The organism is Actinomadura sp. B10D3, from assembly GCF_039871695.1.
In the GTDB taxonomy this organism is placed as follows: Bacteria; Actinomycetota; Actinomycetes; order Streptosporangiales; family Streptosporangiaceae; genus Spirillospora; species Spirillospora madurae.
The window spans coordinates 40,395-60,685 of record NZ_JBDPLY010000026.1; the positions used below are offsets into that span (position 1 = coordinate 40,395).

Here is a 20,291-nt window from a genome sequence, read left to right on the forward strand (position 1 = left end):
CCCGCTGGAGAACGTGGCTCAGACGGTGGTCGCGGCCTCGGCCCGAGGCTCCTGAACCGGGTCGCCGGGCCGCCGAGGGCTTCGGAGGCTGAAGGCGATGACGATGGCGCCGAGCGCGGACGCCGCCACGGGCACGATCAGTGCGGTGCGCAGGGCGTCCAGTCCCGAACCCGCCGAGACGCTGACGGCGGTGACGGTCGAAAGGCCGAGCGCCGTGCCGAACTGGATGGAGGTGTAGAGCAGACCTCCCGCCAGGCCGTGCTCGTCCTCGGCGGCGCCGTCGGTGGCGGCCATGGTGAGCGGCCCGTACGCCAGGGAGAAGGCCAGCCCGAGCAGGAGCAGCGCCGGGAGCATGGCGGCATACGTCCAGTCCATCCCGAGAGGCAGGAACAGCGCATACGCGACCGCCGCGAGCGCGAGACCGCAGAACAGAACGCGGATGTTGCCGAAGCGGTCCACCAGGCGCGGCGTCAGGACGGGCGCCAGGATGGCGTCGATGCTGACCACCAGCAGGGCCAGGCCGGTCTGCATCGCGCTCCAGCCGCGCAGCTCCTGGAAGTACAGGGTCGCCAGGAACTGGAAGCCCGCGAACGCGGCCAGGAAGAGCAGCGCGGCCACGTTGACGCGCACCAGCGGCGCCGAGCGAAGGATGCCGAGCCGCAGCAGCGGTGACGAAGATCGCCGTTCGACCGCGACGAACAACCCCAGCAGGGCCAGCCCGCCGGCGAACGCTCCTGCGGTCAGGCCGGTGCCGTCGCCGGGATGCTCCAGCCGCACCACCCCGTACGCCAGGAGCAGCATCGCTCCGGTGATCGTGAAGGCCCCCGCCAGGTCGAAGCCGCCCGAGGGACGTTCGCCACCCGTGTCACGGACGAGTGCCAGGGCCGCCACCAGGATCAGCGCCGACATGATGACCGGTGCGAAGAACACCCAGCGCCAGCCGAGCGAGGTGAGCGCGCCGCCCGCGACCACGCCGAACGAGTAGCCGCCCGCCGCCGTCCCCGCGTACACGCCGAGCGCTCTGGTGCGCGCGGGCCCCTCCGGGAAGTTGGACGTGATCAGTGCCAGCCCGGCGGGTGCCATGAACGCGGCCGCGACGCCCGTGACGAACCGGGCGGTCAGCAGCATCCAGCCCTCGGTGGCGAGCCCGCCGAACCCGGAGAAGACCAGGAAGACGACGAGCCACAGCACGAACATGCGGCGGTGGCCCAGCAGGTCGGCGGCGCGTCCGCCCAGGAGCATGAACCCGCCGTAGCCGAGCACGTAGGCGCTGACGACGCCGCTGAGCACCCCCGTGGACAGCCCCAGATCGGCGCGGATCGACGGCAACGCCACGTTCAGCATCGCCACGTCGATCCCCTCCAGGAAGATCGCGCCGCACAGGACCAGCAGCAGGCCCAGCGAGCGGCCCGTCAGATGGGAGGACCCACCGGCGGGTCCGGTGACGGAATTGGACATCGGTGCCCGACTCTCTCCATCGGGAACCGTCCCCGGGGCGGTTCCCCAAGTGTCTGCCGGTTCCCTCTTGTAACTGACAGCATCTTCAGGCACCATCGGTGACCATGGAAGACGGAACTTTCGAGTCCCCCGGTTACTGCGGTGATACCGATCTCGACGAGGACGTCCTTCAGTGGGATCAGCGCGCCGACTGCGAGGTGCGGCAGATCCTCGACCGGATCGCCGACAAGTGGTCGCTCCTCGTCATCGCGCTGCTCGACAAGCGCAGCCTGCGGTTCACCGAACTGCGCCGCGCGATCGACGGGGTCAGCCAGCGAATGCTGTCCCGCACCCTGCGGCAACTGGAACGCGACGGCCTGGTGAGCCGGACGGTGCACCCGACCGTCCCGCCGCGCGTGGACTACGAACTGACGCCCATGGGCGCGACCCTGCACAGCACCATCCGCGCCCTCGTCGTCTGGACGGAAGAGCACCAGAACGCCATCGCCGCGGCCCGCGCCGCCTACGACAGGCGCGCCGCCGCCGAGAAGGCCGCCGCCGAACGCGAAGCCGCCGAACGCGCCGCCATCGCCCGCACCGTCCTCCCCGCCCGCCCCTGACGGCCCCGGCGCGGACGACACCCGTCTTGCACCACGGACCCCACCCCCGTCACCTTCTCTATCAAGAAGCCGACCAAGGTGGTCACCTTAGGGGTCAGGCACACGCCGTCCGGTCCCGACGCCGAAGCAGGGGAATGCGTGATGGCGGACATCACGGTCGAGGGGAATCCGGTGCCGTCACGGCATGCGTCGCCGACTCCGGCGCCGACCCCCACTGAGCGTGGCGGACGCGACGAACCGCACAACCGGCGCCGTGCAGAGGCCACGCCCACTCCCACGCGATCCCAGCCGCCAACGGAGAGTGTCACGCCGAGCCCGTCGCCGTGACGGCGGCGGTCTCGGGGCGGCGGGGCCCCGGGTGGCCTGGAGGCCAGAGGGCCCCGCCGCGGGGTGACCGTCCTGATTGCGGCAGGACGGTCACCAAGCGAACGGACCGCTTCACCCAGACGACGATCTAGAGAGGACGCCCGCCCGCATGAGCAGGGTATTGGAAGAGGCCGCGCCCCCACCTGTGGCCTGGCGCAAGAGCAGCTACTCCGTGGACGACAGTCACTGCGTCGAGCTGGCTCCGCTGCCGCACGGCACCGTCGCCGTCCGCGACAGCAAGGCGCCCGAGCACGGGACGCTGGCCTTGCCCGCCGAGCGGTTCGCCGAGCTGCGGCGCCGCATCAGGGAAGGAGACCTCGACCTCCGGCCCTGACGGACGGCCGCCGAGGGCCCCGCCCCGGTCGGCGGGGCCCTCCCTCGTGCAATCTCCTGGACGGATCCCCCAACAGTCGAATAGGTTTTCGACTGTGGTGCCCGGACTCGTGTGCGTTGACCGATGGCTGGACGAGGAAAGCCAGCGGCGCGTGGTGGCGGAGGTCGATGCCGCGCCCTGGTCGTCGGAGTTGCGGCGGCGCGTCCAGCATTACGGGCACCGGTACGACTACGGCAGCCGCGGGGTGGGCGATGCCCCGGCCCCGCCGCTTCCCGGCTGGGCGATGGCGCTGGTCCGGCGGCTGCACGAGGAGGGCCACGCCGACCGGCCCGCCGATCAGGTGATCGTGAACGAGTACCTGCCCGGTCAGGGCATCAGCGCCCACATCGACCGGGTGCCCGCCTTCGGGCCGGTCGTCGCCTCGGTGAGCCTGCTGTCGGGGTGCGTCATGGAGTTCACCCACCCCCAGGACAAGACGCGCGCGCCGGTGCGCCTCGAACCCGGCAGCCTGTGCGTGATGACCGGCCCGGCGCGGTTCACCTGGCGGCACGCCATCCCGGCGCGCAAGTCCGACCCGGGTCCGGACGGGCGAGTGCCCCGCGGCCGCCGCGTGTCCGTCACCCTGCGGACCGTCCTGCAGTAGGTCCTGAAGCTACAGCGGGATGTGCAGGGAGGCCGCGCCGGTCAGGTCGAGCCAGGCGGCGTCCGGGGTTCGGACGAGGCGGAGGACGACGTTGTCGCAGCCGGGGCACCGGGCGACCATCCCGGGCGCCCGGTCGTAGACCCGCAGCGCGGCGACCGGGCCGGACAGGCCGCAGTTGGCGCAGCGGCCGATGGCGGCCGTGACGTCCACGGCGAACACCTCGCCCAGCGGGCCGGCGAGCGCGTTGCCGTCAACCGGAGCGGGCGGGCCCGGGGCGTCTCGATGGGGCACGGTCATGTCTGCCTCCGCTCAGCCGAACCGTTCGGTCTTGATGCGCCGGGGGTCGTGGCCGCGGGCGACGAGCAGATCGGCGGCCGCCTCCACGAAGGCGGTCGGCCCGCAGATGAAGCAGTCGGCGTCGTCCGGGCCGCCGTCCAGGTCGGACGGGGCCAGGCGGCCGGGCGGGCGCGGCCAGCCGTCCGGGGCCTCCCGGGTGTAGACGTGGGTGACGTCCAGGAAGGGGTCGGGGTCCCGCAGCTCGTCGGCGTAGTACACGTCGCCGGGCGTGCGCGTGGAGTACAGCAGCCGGAACGGCGTGCCGTCCTCGGCGCGGCGGCGGGCCCGGATCATGGCCATCAGCGGCGCGATGCCGGAGCCGCCCGCGACCAGCAGGACGGGACGTCCCGCGCCCGGCCGCCACACGAACCAGCCGCCGACCGGGCCGCGGAGCTCGACGGCGTCGCCGAGTTCGAGCACGTCGGCGAGGTAGGGGGAGACCTCGCCGTCCGCTATCCGCTGGACGGTCAGCTCGACCCGGTCCGGTGCGGACAGCGAGTAGCTGCGCTGCGCGGTGTAGCCGTCCTCGGCCGTCAGCCGGACGTCGACGTGCTGACCGGCCAGGTGCCCCGGCCAGTCGGGCACGTCGAAGACCAGCGTGCGGGCCGTCGCCGTCTCGGCGCGGGACTCGGCGAGCCGCGCGACCCGCCAGGTCAGTCGCCCTGGTAACGCTGCTCGCGCCATGGGTCTCCGTAGTCGTGGTAGCCGGCGGTCTCCCAGAAGCCCGGCTCGTTCTGGGTGAGCAGGTCGATGCCGCGCACCCATTTCGCCGACTTCCAGAAGTACAGGTGCGGGACGAGCAGCCGCGCCGGGCCCCCGTGCTCCGGCGCCAGATCGTCACCGTCGTAACCGTGGACGATCCAGGCCTGCCCGTCCAGCAGGTCCTCCAGCGGAAGGTTCGTGGTGTATCCGCCGTAGGACGAGACGAGCGCGTAGTCGGCCGTGGTCTCCACGTCGGCCAGCAGGACGTCCAGCGAGACGCCCTGCCAGTCCGTGCCCAGCTTGGACCACTTGGTGACGCAGTGGATGTCCACATGCGGGGCCTCGGACGGCAGGTCGAGCAGGTCCCGCCACGTCCACCGGTGCCGCTGCCCGGCCTCCGTTGTGACGGTGAACTCCCAGTCGTCCCGCGAGATGCGCGGGGTCGGGCCGGCCGACAGCACCGGGAAGTCCTCGGTCAGGTACTGGCCGGGCGGCAGGTCGGCGGACTCGCGCCGCCGGCCGTGAAACCCGCGTGAGACGATCCCCATCACGGCCTCCTTCCGTGCTCACCTCCACCTTCCGTCCCCTGGTGTACCCAGGGCCGGGCGGGGCGCTCGGCGGCGGGCCCGGTAATGGTGGACGATCAGGCCGACCGCGCCGGCCAGGCTGACCATGCTGAACGCGATGTTCCCGCCCGGGACGCGCCGTGCGGCATTTGACCTGGTGTTTGGTCGGATGGGGCGGCTCGGGGGGTAGGTGGGCGTGCATGACGAAGCGCGAGGACGAGTTCACGGTGGGGGACGAGGTCACGTGGCGGAGCCACGGGTCCGAGGCCGAGGGCCGTGTCGAGAAGAAGGTCACCGACCGGCGGGAGGAGGGCGGGCGGACGGTCGCGGCGTCGCCGGAGGAGCCGCAGTACGTCGTCCGCAGCCACAAGAGCGGGAAGACCGCCGTCCACAAGGCGTCGGCGCTGAAGAGGCGGACGTCGTGACGGACCACGACGAGGTGGCGGCCGAGTTCGGGAAGGTCGTCAACATGACCGCCGGGGAGCTCGAACGCTGGCTGGAGACGGACGAGTCGCGGTCGGCCGGGCAGAAGGACGGCGGCGGGGAGTCGACCGGGCACGCGTCCGGGCGCAGGATCGTGCGGCTGCTCCGGGCGAAGAAGGCCGACCTGGGCGACGACGACTACGCCCACATGAACAAGGTCGTCGGGTACGTGCACCGGCATCTCGCGCAGCGGCCGTCCGGGGACGTCACGGAGACCGCGTGGCGGTACTCGCTGATGAACTGGGGCCACGACCCGCTCAAGTGAGGGCGCCGGGGAGTCATCGGCGGGATCTCATCGGGTAAGGGGGCGTCCATGGACAAAACGACATTTCTGGCGATCTACCTGAACGATCACCTGGCCGGGGCGGCGGGCGGGGTGGCCCGCGCCCGCGCCCTCGCGAAGGCGCACGAGGGCAGGCCGGACGAGGAGCGGATGCGCCGGCTGGCCGACGACGTCGCCGCCGACCGGGGCGCCCTGCTCGCGACCATGCAGTCGCTCGGCGTCCCCGTCCGGCACTACAAGAGCATCGCGATGTCCGCGGGGGAGAAGCTCGGACGGCTGAAGCTCAACGGGCGGCTGCGGGGCCGGTCCCCGCTGACCGAGGTGGTGGAGGCCGAGGCCATGCGGCTCGGCGTCGAAGGGAAGGCGGCGTGCTGGCGCACCCTGCTCGCCCTCACCGGCGAGTACCCCGCCCTGGACGCCGACGAGCTGCGGAAACTGCTCGCGCGGGCCGAGGCGCAGATCACCGTCCTGGAGGAGTTCCGGACGGTGGCCGCCGCGGACGCCTTCGGCGGCCGGCGCGGCCCCCGGCGGATGCCGTCCCCGGCGGAGCCCGTCTGAGAAGCATGGACGTCGTCAGCAGGAACAACGTGACCGTCCAGGGTCCGGCCGACGGGCGCGTGGTCGTCCTCGCGCACGGGTTCGGCTGCGACCAGAACCTGTGGCGGCTGGTGGCCCCGCGGCTGGCCGAGACCTTCCGGGTCGTGCTGTTCGACTATGTCGGTTCCGGGCGGTCCGATCTGTCGGCCTGGGACGAGGCCCGCTACGGGACGCTGGACGGCTACGCCCGCGACGTCGTGGAGCTCTGCGACGGCCTGGACCTCCGGGACGCGGTGTTCGTCGGGCACTCGGTCAGCGCGATGGTGGGCGTCCTCGCGGTGGCGACCGTGCCCGAGCGGATCACCGGGCTGGTGATGCTGGTCCCGTCCCCGCGCTACATCGACGAGGCCGGCTACCGGGGCGGGTTCAGCGCGGAGGACATCGACGAACTGCTGGCGTCGCTGGAGTCGAACTACCTCGGCTGGTCCGCCGCCATGGCCCCGGTGATCATGGGGAATCCGGATCGTCCCGAGCTCGGCGCGGAGCTGACCAACGCGTTCTGCCGCACCGACCCCGACATCGCCCGGGTCTTCGCGCGCACCACCTTCCTGTCGGACAACCGCGAGGACCTGGCGCGCGTGACGGTCCCCACGCTGGTGCTGGACTGCGCCCGGGACGTGATCGCGCCGCCCGAGGTGGGCGCGTACGTGCACGCCGCGATCCCCGGCAGCCGGCTGCGGACGCTCGACGCGTCCGGCCACTGCCCCCAGCTCAGCGCGCCGGAGCCCACCGCGGAGGCGATCATCGCCTTCGTCCGGGACCTGCCGCCGTGACCCATCCCGCCGAGGAGTTCTACGAGAGCGCCCCGGTCGGCTACGTTTCCACCCGCATGGACGGGACGATCATCAGGATCAACCGCACGCTGCTGGACTGGATCGGCCGCGACCGCGCCGAGGTCCTGGGCCGTCTGCGGTTCCCAGACCTGCTCACCATGGGCGGCAAGCTCTACCACGAGACCCATTTCGCGCCGCTGCTCCACATGCAGGGCCGCGTCGACGGCATCGCCTTGGAGATCGTGGACACCACCGGCGGGAACCGCATCCCGGTACTGGTCACGGCGGTGGTCACGAAGGTCCCGGACGGCGAGGAGGGCGCGAGCGGGGAGCGCGCGAGCGGGGCGGGCGGTGATTCGCGGCAGATCAGCATGACGCTGCTTGAGGCCCGCGACCGCCGCGCCTATGAGGAGGAGCTTCTTCGCGCCCGCCGCGCGGCCGAGGAGGAGCATCGGAAGGCCGAGATCGACCGCAACAGGCTGCAGGAGGCGCTCGACGTCCTGCAGCAGAGCCTCCTGCCTCCCGTCCTTCCGGAGGTGCCCGGCCTCCAGCTCGCCTCGTCGTACCACACCGCTTCGCCCGACCGTATGGGCGGCGACTTCTACGACGTGTTCCCTCTGGACGCGATGCGCTGGGGGTTCTTCCTCGGTGACGTACGCGGCAAGGGCCCGAAGGCCGCCGCCATCACCTCGCTCACCCGCTACACGTTGCGCGCGGCGGCCGTCCAGGATTCTGAACCGGTCGCGGCGCTGACCGTCCTCAACACCGTCCTGGACGCGCACAGCACGAACGAGGAACTTCAGTACTGCACCGCCGTCTACGGGACGTTGACACCGGGCCCCGCCGGTCATGCCGTCCATCTCGCCAGTGGCGGGCATCCGCCGGCGCTCGTCCTGCGGCGTGACGGGCGTACCGAGTACCTGCACACTCCAGGAGGCCAACTCGTCGGAGCCCTGCCCGATGCCTTCTTCGCAGACGTCGACACCGTCTTGCACCCTGGCGACACCCTGCTGCTGTATACCGACGGTCTGACCGAGGCTCGTACTGGCGCCGGGCGGGAACTGTTCGGCGAGGAGGCTCTGCGCGCCTTCGTCGCCGATCTCGCCCCCACGGACGCCAGGCCGCTGATCGCCGCGCTGAACGGGCTGCTTGAGCAGTTCGGCGAGGCCCTCCAGGACGACGCGGCGCTGCTCGCGTTCAGCGTCTCGTCCTAGGCATGCATCCGTGGCGGCTCCCGGCCCCGAAGAACCTGTGTGGGGCAGGTGCGGGTCGGGCGCAGGGGACTCGCCGGGCGGCGCAAGAGGGCCGTCCGGCGGCGTCCGAGCGCGTGGGCACTGGCGGGAACCGGGTTTCTCGCGGCGATGACGGCGGCCCAGGTGGTGTCCGGGGTGCGTCCGAGGCCGATCGTCCTGACCAGTGTCGTGGTGGCGCTCCTGGCGGCGAGCGCCGTGTCGTACCTTGCCGCGCGGCACGGGCCCCGCCGGGCGGCGGCGGCCTTCGGTGCGGCGGTGGCCGTCGGGTACGTGGCTGAGTGGGTGGGCGTCCGGACGGGCGTGCCGTTCGGGGAGTACTCCTACACGTCCGTGCTCCGGCCGCAGGTGGGCGGCGTGCCGGTCACGGTCGCGGTGGCCTGGGGCGGCATGGGTCTCGCGGCGCACGCGGTCGCGGCGGCCGTCCTGCCGGAGAACCGGCTCGCGCGGTGGGCGGCCGGAGCGCTGGCCCTGACCGCCTGGGATCTGTTCCTGGACCCGCAGATGCTGCGCCTCGGCCTGTGGACCTGGCCGGACGGCGGCCCGTACCGGGGCGTTCCGATCAGCAACTTCGCGGGATGGTTGCTGGTGTCGTTCCTGGTCATGGCGCTGATCGACGTTCTGGTGGAGCGGACGGCCGCGTCCCGCGGGCTGGTCGCGCTCTACACGGTGATGGCGGCGATGGAGACGCTGGCGTTCGCGGCGGTGTTCCAACCCCGCGACCTTCTCGTGGCGGCGGCCGGCGGCACCGCGATGGGGGCGTTCGCCGTGCCGGCGTGGAGGCGCGCATGGCGGAGGTGATCGTGGTCGGCGGGGGGGTCGGCGGGATGGCCGCGGCGCTGCTGCTGGCGCGCGGCGGCCACGACGTCCGGCTCTACGAGAGGCTCGGGCGGCTCGGCGGCAAGCTGGCGGAGCACGAGCGGGACGGCTTCGTCTTCTCGCTCGGGCCGTCCCTGCTCACGCTGCCCGGACTGTTCCGCGACCTGGGCGTGGGCCGTCCCCTGCTGGAACTGGACGAGCTGTGCCGGTACCACTTCGCCGACGGCACGGTCCTGCGCGCCCACCGCGACCCCGGCCGGATGGCCAAGGAGGTCGACCGGCTGGCCCCGGGCCAGGGCGCCGCATGGAGTGCCTACCACCGCTGGGCCGAGGGATGCCTGGCGGCCTCACGGCGGACGTTCTTCGCCGGACCCCTGGGACGTCCACCCGAGCACGCCCGGCCCCGCGACCTGCTCGCCGTCGCACCCGGCCGGACGCTGGACGGCCTGGCCCGCCGCTTCTTCGACGACCCGCGGCTGCGCCAGTACGTGAACCGGTACGCGACGTACGCGGGGTCGGACCCGTACCGGGCACCGGCGGCGCTCGGCTGCGTCCCGGCGATCGAGCACGGGGACGGCGGCTGGTACGTCCCCGGCGGCATGCGGCGCCTCGCCGACGACCTCGCCGCGCTCCTGACCACGGCCGGCGTGGACGTCCGAACCGGCGCCGAGGTGGAGCGGGTGACCGCGTCTCGCTCGGCGGTCACGGGCGTGCTGCTGGCCTCGGGCGAACGCGTGAGGGCGGACGCCGTGGTGGTCAACGCCGACGCCGCGGCCCTGTACGGCCGCCTGCTGCCCGACCGTCGCCGCCTGCGCCGGATCGCGGCCCTCGGCACGTCGTCCTCGGCGTTCCTGCTGCTCGCCGGCGTCGACGGCCGGACCGGCGGGCTGCCGCACCACTCGGTCGCCTTCTCGGCCGACTACCGGCGGGAGTTCGACGACATCTTCCGCCGTCGCGTCCCGCCGGAGGACCCCACGATCTACATCGGCTGCTCGGCGGTGGACGACCCCACCCAGGCGCCCGCCGGGGCGGAGAACTGGGTGCTGCTGGTGAACGTCCCGTCCCGCGACCCGGGCCGCTGGCCCATGTCCGTCGACGCCTACCGGGACCTCGTCCTGGAGCGCCTCGCGCAGCGCGGCCACGACCTGTCGGGCCGCCTGCGCTTCGTCGAACCGTTCACCCCGGCGGACCTGCGCGACCGCTACGGCGCCTGGGGCGGCGCCATCTACGGCACCCCCCACCACGGGCGCCTCGCGCCCTTCCGCCGCCCCGCCAACCGCGGCCCCCGCCGCGGCCTGTACCTGGTAGGCGGCTCCACCCACCCCGGCGGCGGCCTCCCCCTGGTGGCGATGAGCGCCCGCATCGTGACCACCATGATCAACAAAGACCTCGCTCCCGCCCCCGGACGCCCATGACCCTCCACCCCAGGCCACGAACGCCCTGCGCCGGAGTTGCGTCTTGGTGGCGGGGTGGGCGGGTCGCGGCGTCGAGGGTGCTTGCGGTGGGGCAGGTGGTGGCGGCCCTGGTGGTGGCGGGGCGGTTGGCTCGGGGGCGTGCGCGCCCGGCGCCGTTGGGGGCCGGGGTGCCCGGTGCGCCGGCGGAGGCGGTCTCGGTGGTGATCCCCGCCCGCGACGAGGAGGCCCGCCTGGCTGGATGCCTGGTGCGGGTGCTCGCCGACCCCGCGGTGAGCGAGGTGATCGTCGTGGACGACGAGTCGCGCGACGGCACGCCCGAACTGGCCGCGGAACTGGGCGCGACGGTCATCACGGGCGCGCCGCTGCCGGACGGATGGGTGGGCAAGCAGTGGGCGCTGCACCAGGGCGTCCAGGCGGCGAAGGGACCGGTCGTGGTCCTGCTGGACGCGGACACGCGTCCCGAAGCCAGGCTCTGCGCGGAACTCGCGGCACTGCTCGACCGCTACGACCTGGTCAGCGTGGGGCCGCGGTTCATCTGCGACGGCGTGGCCGAGCAGGCGCTGCACGCGTCGCTGCTGGCGACGCTCGTCTACCGGTTCGGCCCGGTCGGGCCCGCGCCGCCGTCCGCCGGGCGACTGCTGGTCAACGGCCAGTGCATGGCGTTCCGGAAGGCCCGGATGACCGAGGCCGACGGGTTCGCCCGGGTCCGCGGCCACCTCACCGACGACGTCGCGCTCGGACGGCTCCTCGCGCGGGACGGCTGGCGGGTCGGGTTCGTGGACGCCGGTCCGCTGCTCGGGGTGGACATGCACGAGTCGGCCGCCGCCGTGTGGCGGGAGTGGGGCCGGTCGATCTCCCTGCGGGACGTGACCCCGGCCGGGCGGCTGGCCATGGACGTGGCGACGGTCTGGCTGACGGCCGCACTGCCCGTCCTGCGGGCCGCGATGGGACGTCCGACACCGCTCGACCTCGCCCTCCTTGCGCAGAGGGTCCTGCTGGTGGCCGCGCTGCGTGGCAGCTACGCGCGACCGGGGCCGGGGCTCGCGCTCTCCCCGTTGCTGGACGTGGCCGCGGCCGTCCGGCTGGCACGGTCGGCGTTGGTTCCGGCGCGGGCCTGGCGCGGGCGCGGGTACGGGCGGGCAGCGGTCATGTCCGGCGGCCCGCCAGGGCGGCCTGTCCGAAGCGCAGCCCGATGAGGCACATCAGCGCCCCGGTTCCGGCGACCTGCTCGACCGGCGCGAAGAACAGTTGCAGAACCGGCAGGGAGAACACGGCGAGGCGGGTGCCCCAGGCGAACGACCGGAAGGCCAGGCTCCCCGCGACGAGCAGCGCGACACCGAGCCCGAAGGCCGCCGGGCAGATCACCGCGAACCCGCCGGCGAACGTGAGGATCGAGCGTCCGCCGCGCCCGCCGGCGAACACCGGCCAGGCGTGGCCGGCCATCGCCGCCGCCACCGCCGCGTACACCGGCAGGACGCTGTCCCCGGCCACCGACCCCGCCGCGCCCGTCTGCGCCCCGCTCGCCAGCAGGCCGACCAGGCCCGCCGCCGTGCCCTTGAGCATGTCGCCGGCGAAGACGGGGGCGGCCGCCTTCCGGCCGAGGCGCTCCATGACGTTCCAGAAGCCGGGATTGCGGTCGCCGACGTCACGCGGGTCGACGCCGTGGGCGCGCCCGACGAGCACCGCGACCGGCACCGAGCCGAGCAGGTAGCCGCCGATGACCGCCACGAGCACGGGAATCATCGCCTCGTTTCACCTCGTCAGGTACGCGGGTGTGGACGCCATGCGGTACATGGCGTTCGACCGTCCGGAACTGCGGGGCACGGGCGGGCTGCGGTTCTGGCGGCTGCTCGGCACGGGCCGGGGCCGGTCGATGAGCCTCGGCGCCGACCTGCGCCGCTGGGCGCTGTTCGCCGTGTGGGACGGCGAACCGGCATTGGAGCGGTTCATGGCGCGCTCACGGATGGCCGCCCGATGGCGGGTGGAGGCCGAGGAGTCGTGGCATGTGCGCCTCGCGCTGATCACGTCCCGTGGCCGCTGGGGTGGGCGGGACCCGTTCGCGGACGTCCCCGGCCGCTCTGTCTCCGAAGGGCCGGTGGCGGTGCTGACCCGGGCGTCGATCCGCCCGCGCCGCCTCGTGGCGTTCTACCGCGCCGTCCCCGACGTGGACCGGCTGCTGCGCCGCCAGGACGGCTGTCTCGCCTCCGTCGGCATCGGGGAGTGGCCGCTGGCCAGGCAGGCGACATTTTCCTTGTGGGGCGAGGAAAATGCGGTAAGGCGATTCGCGTACGGCCAGAGCGCACACCGCGACGTCATCGGACGCGTCCGCGACGAAGGCTGGTACAGCGAGGAGCTCTTCGCCCGCTTCGCTCTCTACGGAAGCCAGGGCACATGGGACGGTCGCGACCCCCTGCACCGCGCCTGACCAGCTCACACGCCCGCCCCCCTGACCGCCAGGTCACGCGCCACCACGCAGGCACGCGCGATGGCGGCGGGCCCGGACGAGCCATGCGCGACGACGACCGTCCCGTCCAGCCCCAGCAGCGCCGCGCCTCCGTGCGTGTCGGCCGTGTACAACCGCGCGACCTTGTCCAGCGGACCTGTCTCGGTAAGCCCGGCCCGCGCCACCAGGCCGAGCGTCGTGCGGACGCAACCCTCGATGTTCTTCAGGACGACATTCCCGGTGAAGCCGTCGGTGACGACCACGTCGACGGTCCCCGCCAGCACGTCATGCCCCTCGACGTTCCCGTGGAAGCGCACCGGCATTTCGGGCATCAGCCGCGCGGCGTCCCGGACGAGCCGGTTGCCCTTGCCGGGCTCGGAGCCGATGGACAGCAACCCCACCGACGGATCGCGCACACCCAGCACGCCACGCGCGTACTCGGCGCCGAGCGTCGCGAACTGCGCCAGCATCTCGGCCGACGGATCGGCGGTCCCGCCGGCGTCGACCAGCACCGTCGACCCGGACGGCGTCGGAAGCGCGACCGCCAGCGCAGGACGCAGCACCCCCTCGCGCCGCCCGAACGCGCGCACCGCGCACGCCACGACCGCCCCCGTCGACCCCGCCGACACGAACGGCGCCCCCTCCCGCCGGGCCAGCTCGCACCCCACCATGAGGCTCGACCCCCGCCGCGCCACCGCCTCGTCCATGGGGACGACCTCGTCGGCATGCCGGACGTCCACCTCGCCCACGCCGCCCTGCCGCCCCAACTCCCGCTCGACCACCTCGGCCCGTCCCACCAGAACGACCGGCACCCCGAACTCCCGCCAAGCCACCAACGCCCCCGCGACCACCGGCGACGCCCCAGAATCACCCCCCATCGCATCCACCACGACAAACCCCCCACCCGCCCCACTCGCGCTTGAGGGTGTGGGGTGGGCGTGGGCGGGTGGTTTGGGGGGCATTCAGGTGGTTTCCAGGCGGCGTTCGGCTCGGGTGGCGGCGTTGGCCGCGAGGAGGTGGCGGGCGTAGATCGCGGCTCGGCGTCTGCGGGGGACCCTGGCGCGGCCGGTCAGGACGTCGTGGTCCGCGGCGGCGATCTCGTCCAGGATGCCGCCGTACAGCTGGTGCGCCGCGCGGATGCAGGGGCGCGAGGACGGTGTCAGCAGTTCCACTCCTTGCAGCGCCTGTCTGTAGTGGTTGCGGGCTCGGTCGGCCTCGAAGGCCACCAGGTCTCGTATCGGACGGGTGCAGGTGCCGGAGGCCAGGTCGGCCTCGGTCACGCCGAACTTCGCCATGTCTTCCAGAGGGAGGTAGACGCGGCCTCGTGCCAGGTCCTCGGAGACGTCACGGAGAAAGTTGGTGAGCTGGAACGCCCGGCCCAGTTCGCGGGCGGGTTCGCGTGCGGAGTGCTGGGCGCCCGGCACGGTCTCCAGGACCGGGAGCATCATGAGCCCGATGGCCGCGGCCGATCCCTCCATGTAGGCCAGCAGGTCGTCGTAGGTGTCGTATCGGGTGACGGTCAGGTCGGCGCGCATGGAGTCCAGGAACGCGTCGATGTCCGCGCGGCCGACGTCGAAGGAGCGGACGGTGTGCGCGAAGGCGGGCAGCACCCGGTCGCGGACCGGCTCGCCGGCCATGGCCGCGTCCAGGCGGGCGGTCACCGCGTCTAGGGCGGCGGACCGTCCCGCCGGGTTGCCGGGGCCGCACTCGTCGACGATGTCGTCGACGTGGCGGGCGAAGCCGTAGAGGGCGTGCACGTGCCTGCGCTTCCACCCGGGGAGCAACAGCGTGGCGAGGTAGAAGGAGCGGCCGTGCCGGGCGTTGAGGCGGCGGCAGTGCTCGTAGCTCGCGGTCAGCGTCATGGGGCGTCCTCCAGGATCCGGGCGGCGGCGAGCCTCCCGGAGATCAGGGCGGGCGGGACGCCCACACCGGGGGCGGTGTACATGCCGGCGAAGTGGAGCCGCGGGACGCGGCTGCGGCCCGAGGGCCGTAGCCACGCGGTCTGGCGGAAGCGGTGGTCCAAGGCGAAGGGGGTGCCCGCCGAGTGGCCGAGCCGGGCCCAGGCGGGCGGGTCGATGGTCAGCCTCGGGGGCGGCAGGTCGTAGCCGAGGCTTGCCAGGTGGTTCCGCAGGCGTTGGATCAGGTGATCCCAGTCGGTGCTGCTCGTCAGGTTGGGGGCTGGTTCCAGGACGCTCAGCGTCGAGTCTCCGGGGTGGGTGATCAGCAGGCTCGGGTCGGGTTGGGGGCGGCCTGCTGCCAGGGCGTCGAAGCCCTCCTTCCAGTGGCGGCCGAAATGGAGGGTGTGGTGGGCCTGGTCGGGCAGGGGCGTGTCGAGCCCGAAGTGCATGACCAGGCAGGACGGTGAGTAGCGCGGGGTGCGCAGGCGCCAGTCGGCCGTCTTCTCGGGGAGGAGTCCGGCGTGTGCGCGCGGGAGGTCGCAGGCGACGACGACGTGGCTGGCGGGCAACCGTTCGCCCGTCTCCAGGCGGACGGCCGTCACGCCCGAGGTGTCCGTCTCCACCCGCTCGGCCATGACTCCGTATCTGAAGGTCGCGCCAGATTTCTCCGCGACGTCCGCCAGCGCCTGGGGAATGGCATGCATACCGCCATGGGAAGGGAAGAAGACGCCATTCACCGTGTCCATGTGGGCGACGATCGCATAGATGGCCAGCGCCTGATGGGGGGCCAAGCCCAAATAGAGAGATTGAAAAGTGTGTGCCTGTATAAGGCGCTCGTCGGTCAATTGGTCGGAGACCCATCGGTCCAGTCTCCGGAACCCGCCTGCGGCCGCCAGTTTCAGCAACGCGTAAGGGCGGGCCATGCTGCGCAGCCGTGTCATGTCCGCGTCGATGAACGAGGACCATTCCGCCTCGAAAAGTCTCCCGAGCCGGCGCCGGAAACGCAGGTACCGGGCGGCCTCGGCGGGGCCGCACAGCTCCCGGACGTTCCCGGCCATCCGCTCCGCGCCGGCCACCACGTCCAGCCGGGAACCGTCGGGGAACGCCAGCCGGTAGGACGGATCCAGCCGCCGGAGCGGCAGCACGCCGTCCATGTCCACGCCCGCGGCGCCGAACGTGGCGGCCAGCACGCCCGGCATGGTCAGGACGGACGGGCCGGTGTCGAACCGGTAGGGGCCGGAGGTCGCCGACCCGCAGCAGCCGCCCGGTGCGTCACGACCCTCGACGACCAGCACGTCACGGCCCCGCGCGGCCAGGTGGAGCGACGCGGACAGGCCGGCGAGGCCCGCCCCGACGACCACGACGGGATCGCGGGCCGTCATCGTCGCCACGCCGTCCTATGCCGGGAATCCACCGCTTCCTCCATGCACCGTCCTTCGAGACGTGGTGGCCGGGCGGTTGCATCCGCCCCGCGGCGCGGGCTCCGTCAGCGGGCCGCGTGTGCCTCCCGGCCGGCGACGCGCTCGTCCATGTCGTCGCGCCGCCCGAGCATGCCGATCGTCTTGTCGCGCATTTCCTCCATGCGCAGGGCGATGCCTATGGCGAAGAAGGTCGGTGCCCATTCCCCGACGAAGATTCCCCATCGGTCGGCCCGTTCCAGGCCGGCGTCCTCCAGCCGGTTGGACATCGCCCACGAGGCGAAGGCCAGCCCGATCGATCCGATACCCGCCATGTACATCATGTTCGACTTCAGGCCCCATTTGTGCAGTGTGTCGATCATTTTCCCTCCTTGGTTCGGTCGCCCCCGTACCCGGGGCCGGTGCACGCAAGCACGCCTTAACGGGATTTTGCCCGCGGTGCGGAATGTCGGGTCTCGCCCGGGTGTGGGTGTGGCATCGCGCGGGCACGGGTAGAGTCGACGCGGAAGTTCCGCCCTGTGTCCGCGGATCAGCACTGATGGCTGCCCGAGGTGACGATCTTGGCGAACGATCCCGGCACCGGTTTCTCCGGTACCGACCACAGCCTGTTCCTGGCGGGGAGACGCCTGTCCAGCGCGCTGCGCTCGATGGCGGCGATCTCGCGGGCCGACGGCGCGGCGCTGATGCTGGACGACCCGCGGGCCGGGCTACGCGCGGTGGCCGGGTCCACCGCCGAAGGGCTGGAGCTGGAGTACGCCGAGCAGTCCGAGCGGGACGGCCCCGCCCACGAGTCCGTGGCCGCCGACCACCCGGTCGCCGTGGACGACCTGGAGGGTCGCGGCGGCACCGCCTACGCGAGGCTGGCGCGCAGGGCCGCACCGGTCCGGGCCGTGCTGGCGGTGCCCGTGCACGCCGGCGGTGCGGTCATCGGGGCGCTGAACTTCTACCGGAGCACGCCTGGGGCGTGGACGAGCGACCAGATCGCGGTCGGGCAGACCCTGGCCGACACCGCGGCCGACCTTCTGGTCCGGCTCACCGTGCCTCCACCGGCGCCTGACCAGGACGGCCGCGGCGCCATGACGTCCCATTAGCGGGCATCCGAGAACGGGGAACACCGTGCAGATCGACAGCGAAGCATTGGGGGCGAGCCTGAAGCGCCTGCGCAAGGCTCCGCACGAACCCGATGTCGTGCGCGCCCTGCAGCGGGTGGTCAGCTCGGTGGACCGCCTGTTCGGCTACGACGGCGCGGGCATCATGCTCATCGACCAGGAGGAGCAGCTCCGCTACGTGGCCGCGGCCGACGAGGCCGGCCGGTCCCTGGAGGAGGCGCAGGCCCGCGCCGAGCAGGGGCCGTGCTACGACACCTACGTCGTGGGGCGCCCGGTCACCACCAAGGACGTCCGCTCGGACGCCCGGTGGCCCCAGCTCGCGGAGGTGCTCGACGAGCGGGTGCGCGCCGTGGCCGGCGTCCCGATCCTGCTGGGCGGCAGCCCGGTCGGCACCCTGAACGTCTACCAGTCCGAGCCCGCCGAATGGGACGACTCCGACATCATCGCGCTGCGCGCCTACGCCGACCTCACCGGGGAGCTCGTGGCGGCGGCGCTGGCGTCCCAGGAGCACAACGCCACCGCCGCCCAGCTCCAGTACGCGCTGGACTACCGGGTGGTCATCGAACGCGCCATCGGCTACCTGATGGCGACCCACGGCGAGGACGCCGTCGCGGCCTTCAGCCGGCTGCGCCGGCGGGCCCGGGACAGCCGCCGGCGCGTCGCCGACCTCGCCGCCGAGATCCTGAGCGGGGGCGACGCCTGAAGCTGCGCACGTGCCGACCATCCCCGACCTGATTCTCGATCTTCGCCTTCTCGATGGTCCGGCCCATGCCCCCGTCCGGCCCCGAGATTCCATGCAGCCCTTGGAGGCTCAGTGACCTCGGCCGACCGTTCGACCGCACCGCCCGCCACAGACAGCATCAGCTGCGCCGGCGGCCTGCTTCTGCTCGACATCCTCGTCCACCCCGACGAGCTCACCACCGAGCTGCGCCTCACCGGCGAGCTCGACTGCTCCACCGCCGACGACCTGCGGCACCACATCGCGGTCGCCATCGACGCGCACGACCCGCACCGGCTTCTCCTGGACCTCTCCGAACTGGCGTTCATCGACTCCAGCGGGCTGTCGGTCATGGTGCGGGCGCACCAGCTGATGGCCCGGCGAGGACGGCGGCTGTCCCTGTGCGATCCGCAGCCGCGGGTGCGCCGTATCCTCCACGTCGCCGGGCTGCACACCCGGCTCCACATCACGAACGGCAAAGCGCCTTAAACGAGATCTTTGCCATGCATCAACCTTTCTCAAAGGGGCACACCCGGAGCGCTGGACGCACCCCCCCGAGGAGGCCCCCGATGCCCTGGTTGATGATCCTGGTACTGCTGCTCGCGCTGATCCTGTTCGGGATCGGCTTCACGCTCAAGGTCCTGTGGATCGTGGCCGCCGTCGTCCTGCTGGTGTGGCTGCTGGGCTTCGTGGCCCGCGGCACGGGACCGTCCGGCCGGCGGGGCCGCTGGTACCGCTGGTGAACGACGGCTGGCGGCGCCGTCCCGTCCCACCCGGACGGGGCGGCGCCGCCGCCTCGACCGCGCGCGGACGGCGTCAGCGGCGGGCCAGGCGGCGCTCGCTCGGGCCCGCCTCGTACGGGATGTCGTAGTGGGAGAAGACCGCCGGTTCGGCGGCGGCGAACAGTTCGCCGTCGGTGTCGATCGACGGGGCGTCCCTGACGTGCTTCTTCGGGTAGGCGAGCCGGAGGTGCTCCGGGCCCAGCGTCGCGCCGTCCAGCGGCGCGAACACCAGGCGCTGCCGGGTCGGCAGCCCGACCTTCACCGTGGCGAAGAACGGCTCGTCGGTCAGCGTGTCGACGTAGATGGCCTCCAGTTGGCCGATCTTGCTCCCGGACGCGTCGATGACGTCCCTGCCGCGCCACTGCCTGATGTCCTCGATCTGAAACATGATTCCGTCCAGCTTCCGGGTCATGGTGCGTCTACCCAGCTGCCGCGACTTATGCGGCCTTACGGGTGCGTGAAGGTGCGGGTCTGACCTGGGGCGACGTAGGCGGCTCGGTCGGATGACCCGCGGCGTTCCAGTTCCCGCCGGAAATCGTCCAAAGGCGAGGTCATCACGGTGTAGTCCTCGTAGTGGATGGGCACCGCGGTCGCCGGACGGATCGTCTCGATGAGATCGGCGCCCTGGACGGCGTCCATCGTGACGAGAAGGCCGCCGGGCAGCCTGGTGCCGCCCAGATGCAGAACGGCCACATGAATGTCGCGATGGCGCCGGGCTATTTGTTCGATTCCGTCGAACATCAACGTGTCACCGGTGATGTAGAGGCGGAACTGCACGTCGCCGGTCGCGGGTCCGAATTCGAGAAGGCTGCCCATGACCGGCGGCAGCATGTACTGGACGGGGCCCGGAGCGTGCCGGCCGGGCATGGACGTGATGCGCAGCAGCGCCCCGTTCTTGACCAGCGTGTGCGACTCCCAAGTGCGCAGGCCGACGGTGTGCCGGAAGCGGTGCCAGCCCTGGAGGCGGCGCGCCGCGTGGGGCGTGGTGACGATCGGCAGGCCCCGGTCGAGCTTCGCACGCGCGACCCGGTCCCAATGATCGCCGTGCAGGTGGGACAGGACGACGGCGTCCAGGTGCGGCAGGTCGCCGATCCGCACCGCGGGATCGGTGAGCCGCCGCGTGGTCAGGCCGAATCCGAGATAGGCGCGCTGCCCCCGGTGCAGGAAGTTGGGATCCGTCAGCAGCGTGAACGGCCCGCAGCGCAGCAGCATGGTCGCATTGCCGACGAACTGCATCGTGAGCTGGCGCAGGGCGAGTTCCGGCGCAGTCTTCATATTTTCCCCCTTTCGCCTCGCCCA

27 protein-coding genes are annotated in these 20,291 nt (G+C 72.5%); 16 read left to right on the top strand and 11 right to left on the bottom strand.

The features are described 5' to 3' along the window. Window positions 1–18: 18 nt before the first annotated feature. Complete coding sequence (locus tag ABGB11_RS31010; protein WP_347638608.1) at window positions 19–1,458, bottom strand: MFS transporter; 1,440 nt, start codon at window positions 1,456–1,458, stop codon at window positions 19–21. A gap of 104 nt (window positions 1,459–1,562) precedes the next feature. On the opposite strand from ABGB11_RS31010, the gene ABGB11_RS31015 reads away from it, so the two are divergent. The 3 genes from ABGB11_RS31015 to ABGB11_RS31025 all read left to right on the top strand — a co-directional run bounded on the left by ABGB11_RS31015 (window position 1,563) and on the right by ABGB11_RS31025 (window position 3,400). Further along, on the top strand, window positions 1,563–2,057 hold the full coding sequence (locus ABGB11_RS31015) for a helix-turn-helix domain-containing protein (RefSeq protein WP_347638610.1): 495 nt from the start codon (window positions 1,563–1,565) through the stop codon (window positions 2,055–2,057). 475 nt (window positions 2,058–2,532) lie between these two features. Beyond that, the gene (locus ABGB11_RS31020) at window positions 2,533–2,757 is read left to right on the top strand and encodes a DUF397 domain-containing protein (protein WP_347638612.1); all 225 of its coding nucleotides are present in this window, start codon (window positions 2,533–2,535) and stop codon (window positions 2,755–2,757) included. 109 nt (window positions 2,758–2,866) lie between these two features. Next, window positions 2,867–3,400, top strand: a complete 534-nt coding sequence (locus ABGB11_RS31025; RefSeq protein WP_347638614.1) for an alpha-ketoglutarate-dependent dioxygenase AlkB — start codon at window positions 2,867–2,869, stop codon at window positions 3,398–3,400. A 9-nt stretch (window positions 3,401–3,409) separates the two neighbouring features. On the opposite strand, the gene ABGB11_RS31030 is transcribed toward ABGB11_RS31025, so the two are convergent. From ABGB11_RS31030 to ABGB11_RS31040, 3 genes are read right to left on the bottom strand one after another with little or no spacing between them, the layout of a single operon-like run. Further along, complete coding sequence (locus tag ABGB11_RS31030) at window positions 3,410–3,697, bottom strand: DUF6510 family protein (RefSeq protein ID WP_347638615.1); 288 nt, start codon at window positions 3,695–3,697, stop codon at window positions 3,410–3,412. 12 nt (window positions 3,698–3,709) lie between these two features. Continuing rightward, on the bottom strand, window positions 3,710–4,420 hold the full coding sequence (locus ABGB11_RS31035; RefSeq protein ID WP_347638617.1) for a ferredoxin reductase: 711 nt from the start codon (window positions 4,418–4,420) through the stop codon (window positions 3,710–3,712). Continuing rightward, window positions 4,390–4,986 (bottom strand): sulfite oxidase-like oxidoreductase, encoded by a 597-nt coding sequence (locus ABGB11_RS31040; RefSeq protein WP_347638619.1) that lies wholly within the window; start codon window positions 4,984–4,986, stop codon window positions 4,390–4,392. The genes ABGB11_RS31035 and ABGB11_RS31040 overlap by 31 nt, the downstream gene beginning before the upstream one ends. 218 nt (window positions 4,987–5,204) lie before the next feature. Here ABGB11_RS31040 and ABGB11_RS31045 point away from each other — a divergent pair, with 218 nt between their 5' ends. From ABGB11_RS31045 to ABGB11_RS31080, 8 genes are all read left to right on the top strand, one after another. Further along, window positions 5,205–5,429, top strand: coding sequence for a DUF2945 domain-containing protein (locus tag ABGB11_RS31045; protein ID WP_347638621.1), 225 nt, complete (start codon window positions 5,205–5,207; stop codon window positions 5,427–5,429). After that, complete coding sequence (locus tag ABGB11_RS31050) at window positions 5,426–5,752, top strand: DUF3140 domain-containing protein (RefSeq protein ID WP_347638623.1); 327 nt, start codon at window positions 5,426–5,428, stop codon at window positions 5,750–5,752. Before ABGB11_RS31045 ends, ABGB11_RS31050 begins: the two co-directional genes overlap by 4 nt. A 48-nt stretch (window positions 5,753–5,800) precedes the next feature. Continuing rightward, on the top strand, window positions 5,801–6,328 hold the full coding sequence (locus ABGB11_RS31055) for a hypothetical protein (protein WP_347638625.1): 528 nt from the start codon (window positions 5,801–5,803) through the stop codon (window positions 6,326–6,328). A gap of 5 nt (window positions 6,329–6,333) precedes the next feature. After that, window positions 6,334–7,140 carry an alpha/beta hydrolase gene (locus ABGB11_RS31060; RefSeq protein ID WP_347638627.1) on the top strand — a complete coding sequence of 269 codons (807 nt, stop codon included), beginning with the start codon at window positions 6,334–6,336 and terminating at the stop codon, window positions 7,138–7,140. Continuing rightward, window positions 7,137–8,354 (top strand): SpoIIE family protein phosphatase, encoded by a 1,218-nt coding sequence (locus tag ABGB11_RS31065; RefSeq protein ID WP_347638629.1) that lies wholly within the window; start codon window positions 7,137–7,139, stop codon window positions 8,352–8,354. Before ABGB11_RS31060 ends, ABGB11_RS31065 begins: the two co-directional genes overlap by 4 nt. A 39-nt stretch (window positions 8,355–8,393) precedes the next feature. After that, window positions 8,394–9,191, top strand: coding sequence for a carotenoid biosynthesis protein (locus ABGB11_RS31070; RefSeq protein WP_347638631.1), 798 nt, complete (start codon window positions 8,394–8,396; stop codon window positions 9,189–9,191). Then, window positions 9,179–10,624 (top strand): phytoene desaturase family protein, encoded by a 1,446-nt coding sequence (gene crtI / locus ABGB11_RS31075; RefSeq protein WP_347638633.1) that lies wholly within the window; start codon window positions 9,179–9,181, stop codon window positions 10,622–10,624. The genes ABGB11_RS31070 and crtI (ABGB11_RS31075) overlap by 13 nt, the downstream gene beginning before the upstream one ends. Before the next feature lie 86 nt (window positions 10,625–10,710). Further along, on the top strand, window positions 10,711–11,820 hold the full coding sequence (locus ABGB11_RS31080; protein WP_347638635.1) for a glycosyltransferase family 2 protein: 1,110 nt from the start codon (window positions 10,711–10,713) through the stop codon (window positions 11,818–11,820). Here ABGB11_RS31080 and ABGB11_RS31085 read toward each other — a convergent pair. Continuing rightward, window positions 11,771–12,367, bottom strand: coding sequence for a glycerol-3-phosphate acyltransferase (locus ABGB11_RS31085; RefSeq protein WP_347638637.1), 597 nt, complete (start codon window positions 12,365–12,367; stop codon window positions 11,771–11,773). The genes ABGB11_RS31080 and ABGB11_RS31085 overlap by 50 nt on opposite strands. On the opposite strand from ABGB11_RS31085, the gene ABGB11_RS31090 reads away from it, so the two are divergent. After that, window positions 12,342–13,049 carry a spheroidene monooxygenase gene (locus tag ABGB11_RS31090; RefSeq protein ID WP_347638639.1) on the top strand — a complete coding sequence of 236 codons (708 nt, stop codon included), beginning with the start codon at window positions 12,342–12,344 and terminating at the stop codon, window positions 13,047–13,049. The genes ABGB11_RS31085 and ABGB11_RS31090 overlap by 26 nt on opposite strands. 5 nt (window positions 13,050–13,054) lie before the next feature. Here ABGB11_RS31090 and ABGB11_RS31095 read toward each other — a convergent pair whose 3' ends face one another. The 4 genes from ABGB11_RS31095 to ABGB11_RS31110 form a co-directional block, all read right to left on the bottom strand. Further along, window positions 13,055–13,957 carry a phosphate acyltransferase PlsX gene (locus ABGB11_RS31095; protein WP_347638641.1) on the bottom strand — a complete coding sequence of 301 codons (903 nt, stop codon included), beginning with the start codon at window positions 13,955–13,957 and terminating at the stop codon, window positions 13,055–13,057. A gap of 72 nt (window positions 13,958–14,029) precedes the next feature. After that, complete coding sequence (locus ABGB11_RS31100) at window positions 14,030–14,929, bottom strand: phytoene/squalene synthase family protein (protein WP_347638643.1); 900 nt, start codon at window positions 14,927–14,929, stop codon at window positions 14,030–14,032. Then, window positions 14,926–16,347, bottom strand: coding sequence for a phytoene desaturase family protein (crtI, locus tag ABGB11_RS31105; RefSeq protein WP_347638799.1), 1,422 nt, complete (start codon window positions 16,345–16,347; stop codon window positions 14,926–14,928). Before crtI (ABGB11_RS31105) ends, ABGB11_RS31100 begins: the two co-directional genes overlap by 4 nt. A 104-nt stretch (window positions 16,348–16,451) precedes the next feature. Further along, window positions 16,452–16,745: a hypothetical protein gene (locus ABGB11_RS31110; protein WP_347638645.1), complete on the bottom strand. Its 294-nt coding sequence runs from the start codon at window positions 16,743–16,745 to the stop codon at window positions 16,452–16,454. A gap of 198 nt (window positions 16,746–16,943) precedes the next feature. On the opposite strand from ABGB11_RS31110, the gene ABGB11_RS31115 reads away from it, so the two are divergent. The 4 genes from ABGB11_RS31115 (at window position 16,944) to ABGB11_RS31130 (ending at window position 18,953) form a co-directional block, all read left to right on the top strand. Next, window positions 16,944–17,474 (top strand): GAF domain-containing protein, encoded by a 531-nt coding sequence (locus ABGB11_RS31115; RefSeq protein WP_347638647.1) that lies wholly within the window; start codon window positions 16,944–16,946, stop codon window positions 17,472–17,474. 25 nt (window positions 17,475–17,499) lie between these two features. Beyond that, complete coding sequence (locus ABGB11_RS31120; RefSeq protein WP_347638649.1) at window positions 17,500–18,195, top strand: GAF and ANTAR domain-containing protein; 696 nt, start codon at window positions 17,500–17,502, stop codon at window positions 18,193–18,195. A 111-nt stretch (window positions 18,196–18,306) separates the two neighbouring features. Then, on the top strand, window positions 18,307–18,699 hold the full coding sequence (locus ABGB11_RS31125) for an STAS domain-containing protein (RefSeq protein WP_347638651.1): 393 nt from the start codon (window positions 18,307–18,309) through the stop codon (window positions 18,697–18,699). Window positions 18,700–18,779: 80 nt separating this feature from the next. Further along, window positions 18,780–18,953 carry a hydrophobic protein gene (locus ABGB11_RS31130; protein ID WP_347638653.1) on the top strand — a complete coding sequence of 58 codons (174 nt, stop codon included), beginning with the start codon at window positions 18,780–18,782 and terminating at the stop codon, window positions 18,951–18,953. Window positions 18,954–19,026: 73 nt separating this feature from the next. On the opposite strand, the gene ABGB11_RS31135 is transcribed toward ABGB11_RS31130, so the two are convergent. Together ABGB11_RS31135 and ABGB11_RS31140 are read right to left on the bottom strand one after the other, a co-directional pair. Further along, entirely contained in the window at window positions 19,027–19,380 is a 354-nt protein-coding gene (locus ABGB11_RS31135) for a PRC-barrel domain-containing protein (RefSeq protein WP_347638655.1), read from the bottom strand. A 59-nt stretch (window positions 19,381–19,439) separates the two neighbouring features. Next, the gene (locus ABGB11_RS31140; protein WP_347638657.1) at window positions 19,440–20,267 is read right to left on the bottom strand and encodes an MBL fold metallo-hydrolase; all 828 of its coding nucleotides are present in this window, start codon (window positions 20,265–20,267) and stop codon (window positions 19,440–19,442) included. Window positions 20,268–20,291: the final 24 nt, after the last annotated feature.

Bases quoted from the DNA above. Each gene is read 5' to 3' on its own strand.
- ABGB11_RS31010 (WP_347638608.1), bottom strand. From the start codon at position 1,458: ATGTCCAATTCCGTCACCGGACCCGCCGGTGGGTCCTCCCATCTGACG.
- ABGB11_RS31015 (WP_347638610.1), top strand. From the start codon at position 1,563: ATGGAAGACGGAACTTTCGAGTCCCCCGGTTACTGCGGTGATACCGAT.
- ABGB11_RS31020 (WP_347638612.1), top strand. From the start codon at position 2,533: ATGAGCAGGGTATTGGAAGAGGCCGCGCCCCCACCTGTGGCCTGGCGC.
- ABGB11_RS31030 (WP_347638615.1), bottom strand. From the start codon at position 3,697: ATGACCGTGCCCCATCGAGACGCCCCGGGCCCGCCCGCTCCGGTTGAC.
- ABGB11_RS31035 (WP_347638617.1), bottom strand. From the start codon at position 4,420: ATGGCGCGAGCAGCGTTACCAGGGCGACTGACCTGGCGGGTCGCGCGG.
- ABGB11_RS31040 (WP_347638619.1), bottom strand. From the start codon at position 4,986: ATGGGGATCGTCTCACGCGGGTTTCACGGCCGGCGGCGCGAGTCCGCC.
- ABGB11_RS31045 (WP_347638621.1), top strand. From the start codon at position 5,205: ATGACGAAGCGCGAGGACGAGTTCACGGTGGGGGACGAGGTCACGTGG.
- ABGB11_RS31055 (WP_347638625.1), top strand. From the start codon at position 5,801: ATGGACAAAACGACATTTCTGGCGATCTACCTGAACGATCACCTGGCC.
- ABGB11_RS31060 (WP_347638627.1), top strand. From the start codon at position 6,334: ATGGACGTCGTCAGCAGGAACAACGTGACCGTCCAGGGTCCGGCCGAC.
- crtI (WP_347638633.1), top strand. From the start codon at position 9,179: ATGGCGGAGGTGATCGTGGTCGGCGGGGGGGTCGGCGGGATGGCCGCG.
- ABGB11_RS31090 (WP_347638639.1), top strand. From the start codon at position 12,342: ATGACCGCCACGAGCACGGGAATCATCGCCTCGTTTCACCTCGTCAGG.
- ABGB11_RS31085 (WP_347638637.1), bottom strand. From the start codon at position 12,367: ATGATTCCCGTGCTCGTGGCGGTCATCGGCGGCTACCTGCTCGGCTCG.
- ABGB11_RS31100 (WP_347638643.1), bottom strand. From the start codon at position 14,929: ATGACGCTGACCGCGAGCTACGAGCACTGCCGCCGCCTCAACGCCCGG.
- crtI (WP_347638799.1), bottom strand. From the start codon at position 16,347: ATGACGGCCCGCGATCCCGTCGTGGTCGTCGGGGCGGGCCTCGCCGGC.
- ABGB11_RS31110 (WP_347638645.1), bottom strand. From the start codon at position 16,745: ATGATCGACACACTGCACAAATGGGGCCTGAAGTCGAACATGATGTAC.
- ABGB11_RS31130 (WP_347638653.1), top strand. From the start codon at position 18,780: ATGCCCTGGTTGATGATCCTGGTACTGCTGCTCGCGCTGATCCTGTTC.
- ABGB11_RS31135 (WP_347638655.1), bottom strand. From the start codon at position 19,380: ATGTTTCAGATCGAGGACATCAGGCAGTGGCGCGGCAGGGACGTCATC.
- ABGB11_RS31140 (WP_347638657.1), bottom strand. From the start codon at position 20,267: ATGAAGACTGCGCCGGAACTCGCCCTGCGCCAGCTCACGATGCAGTTC.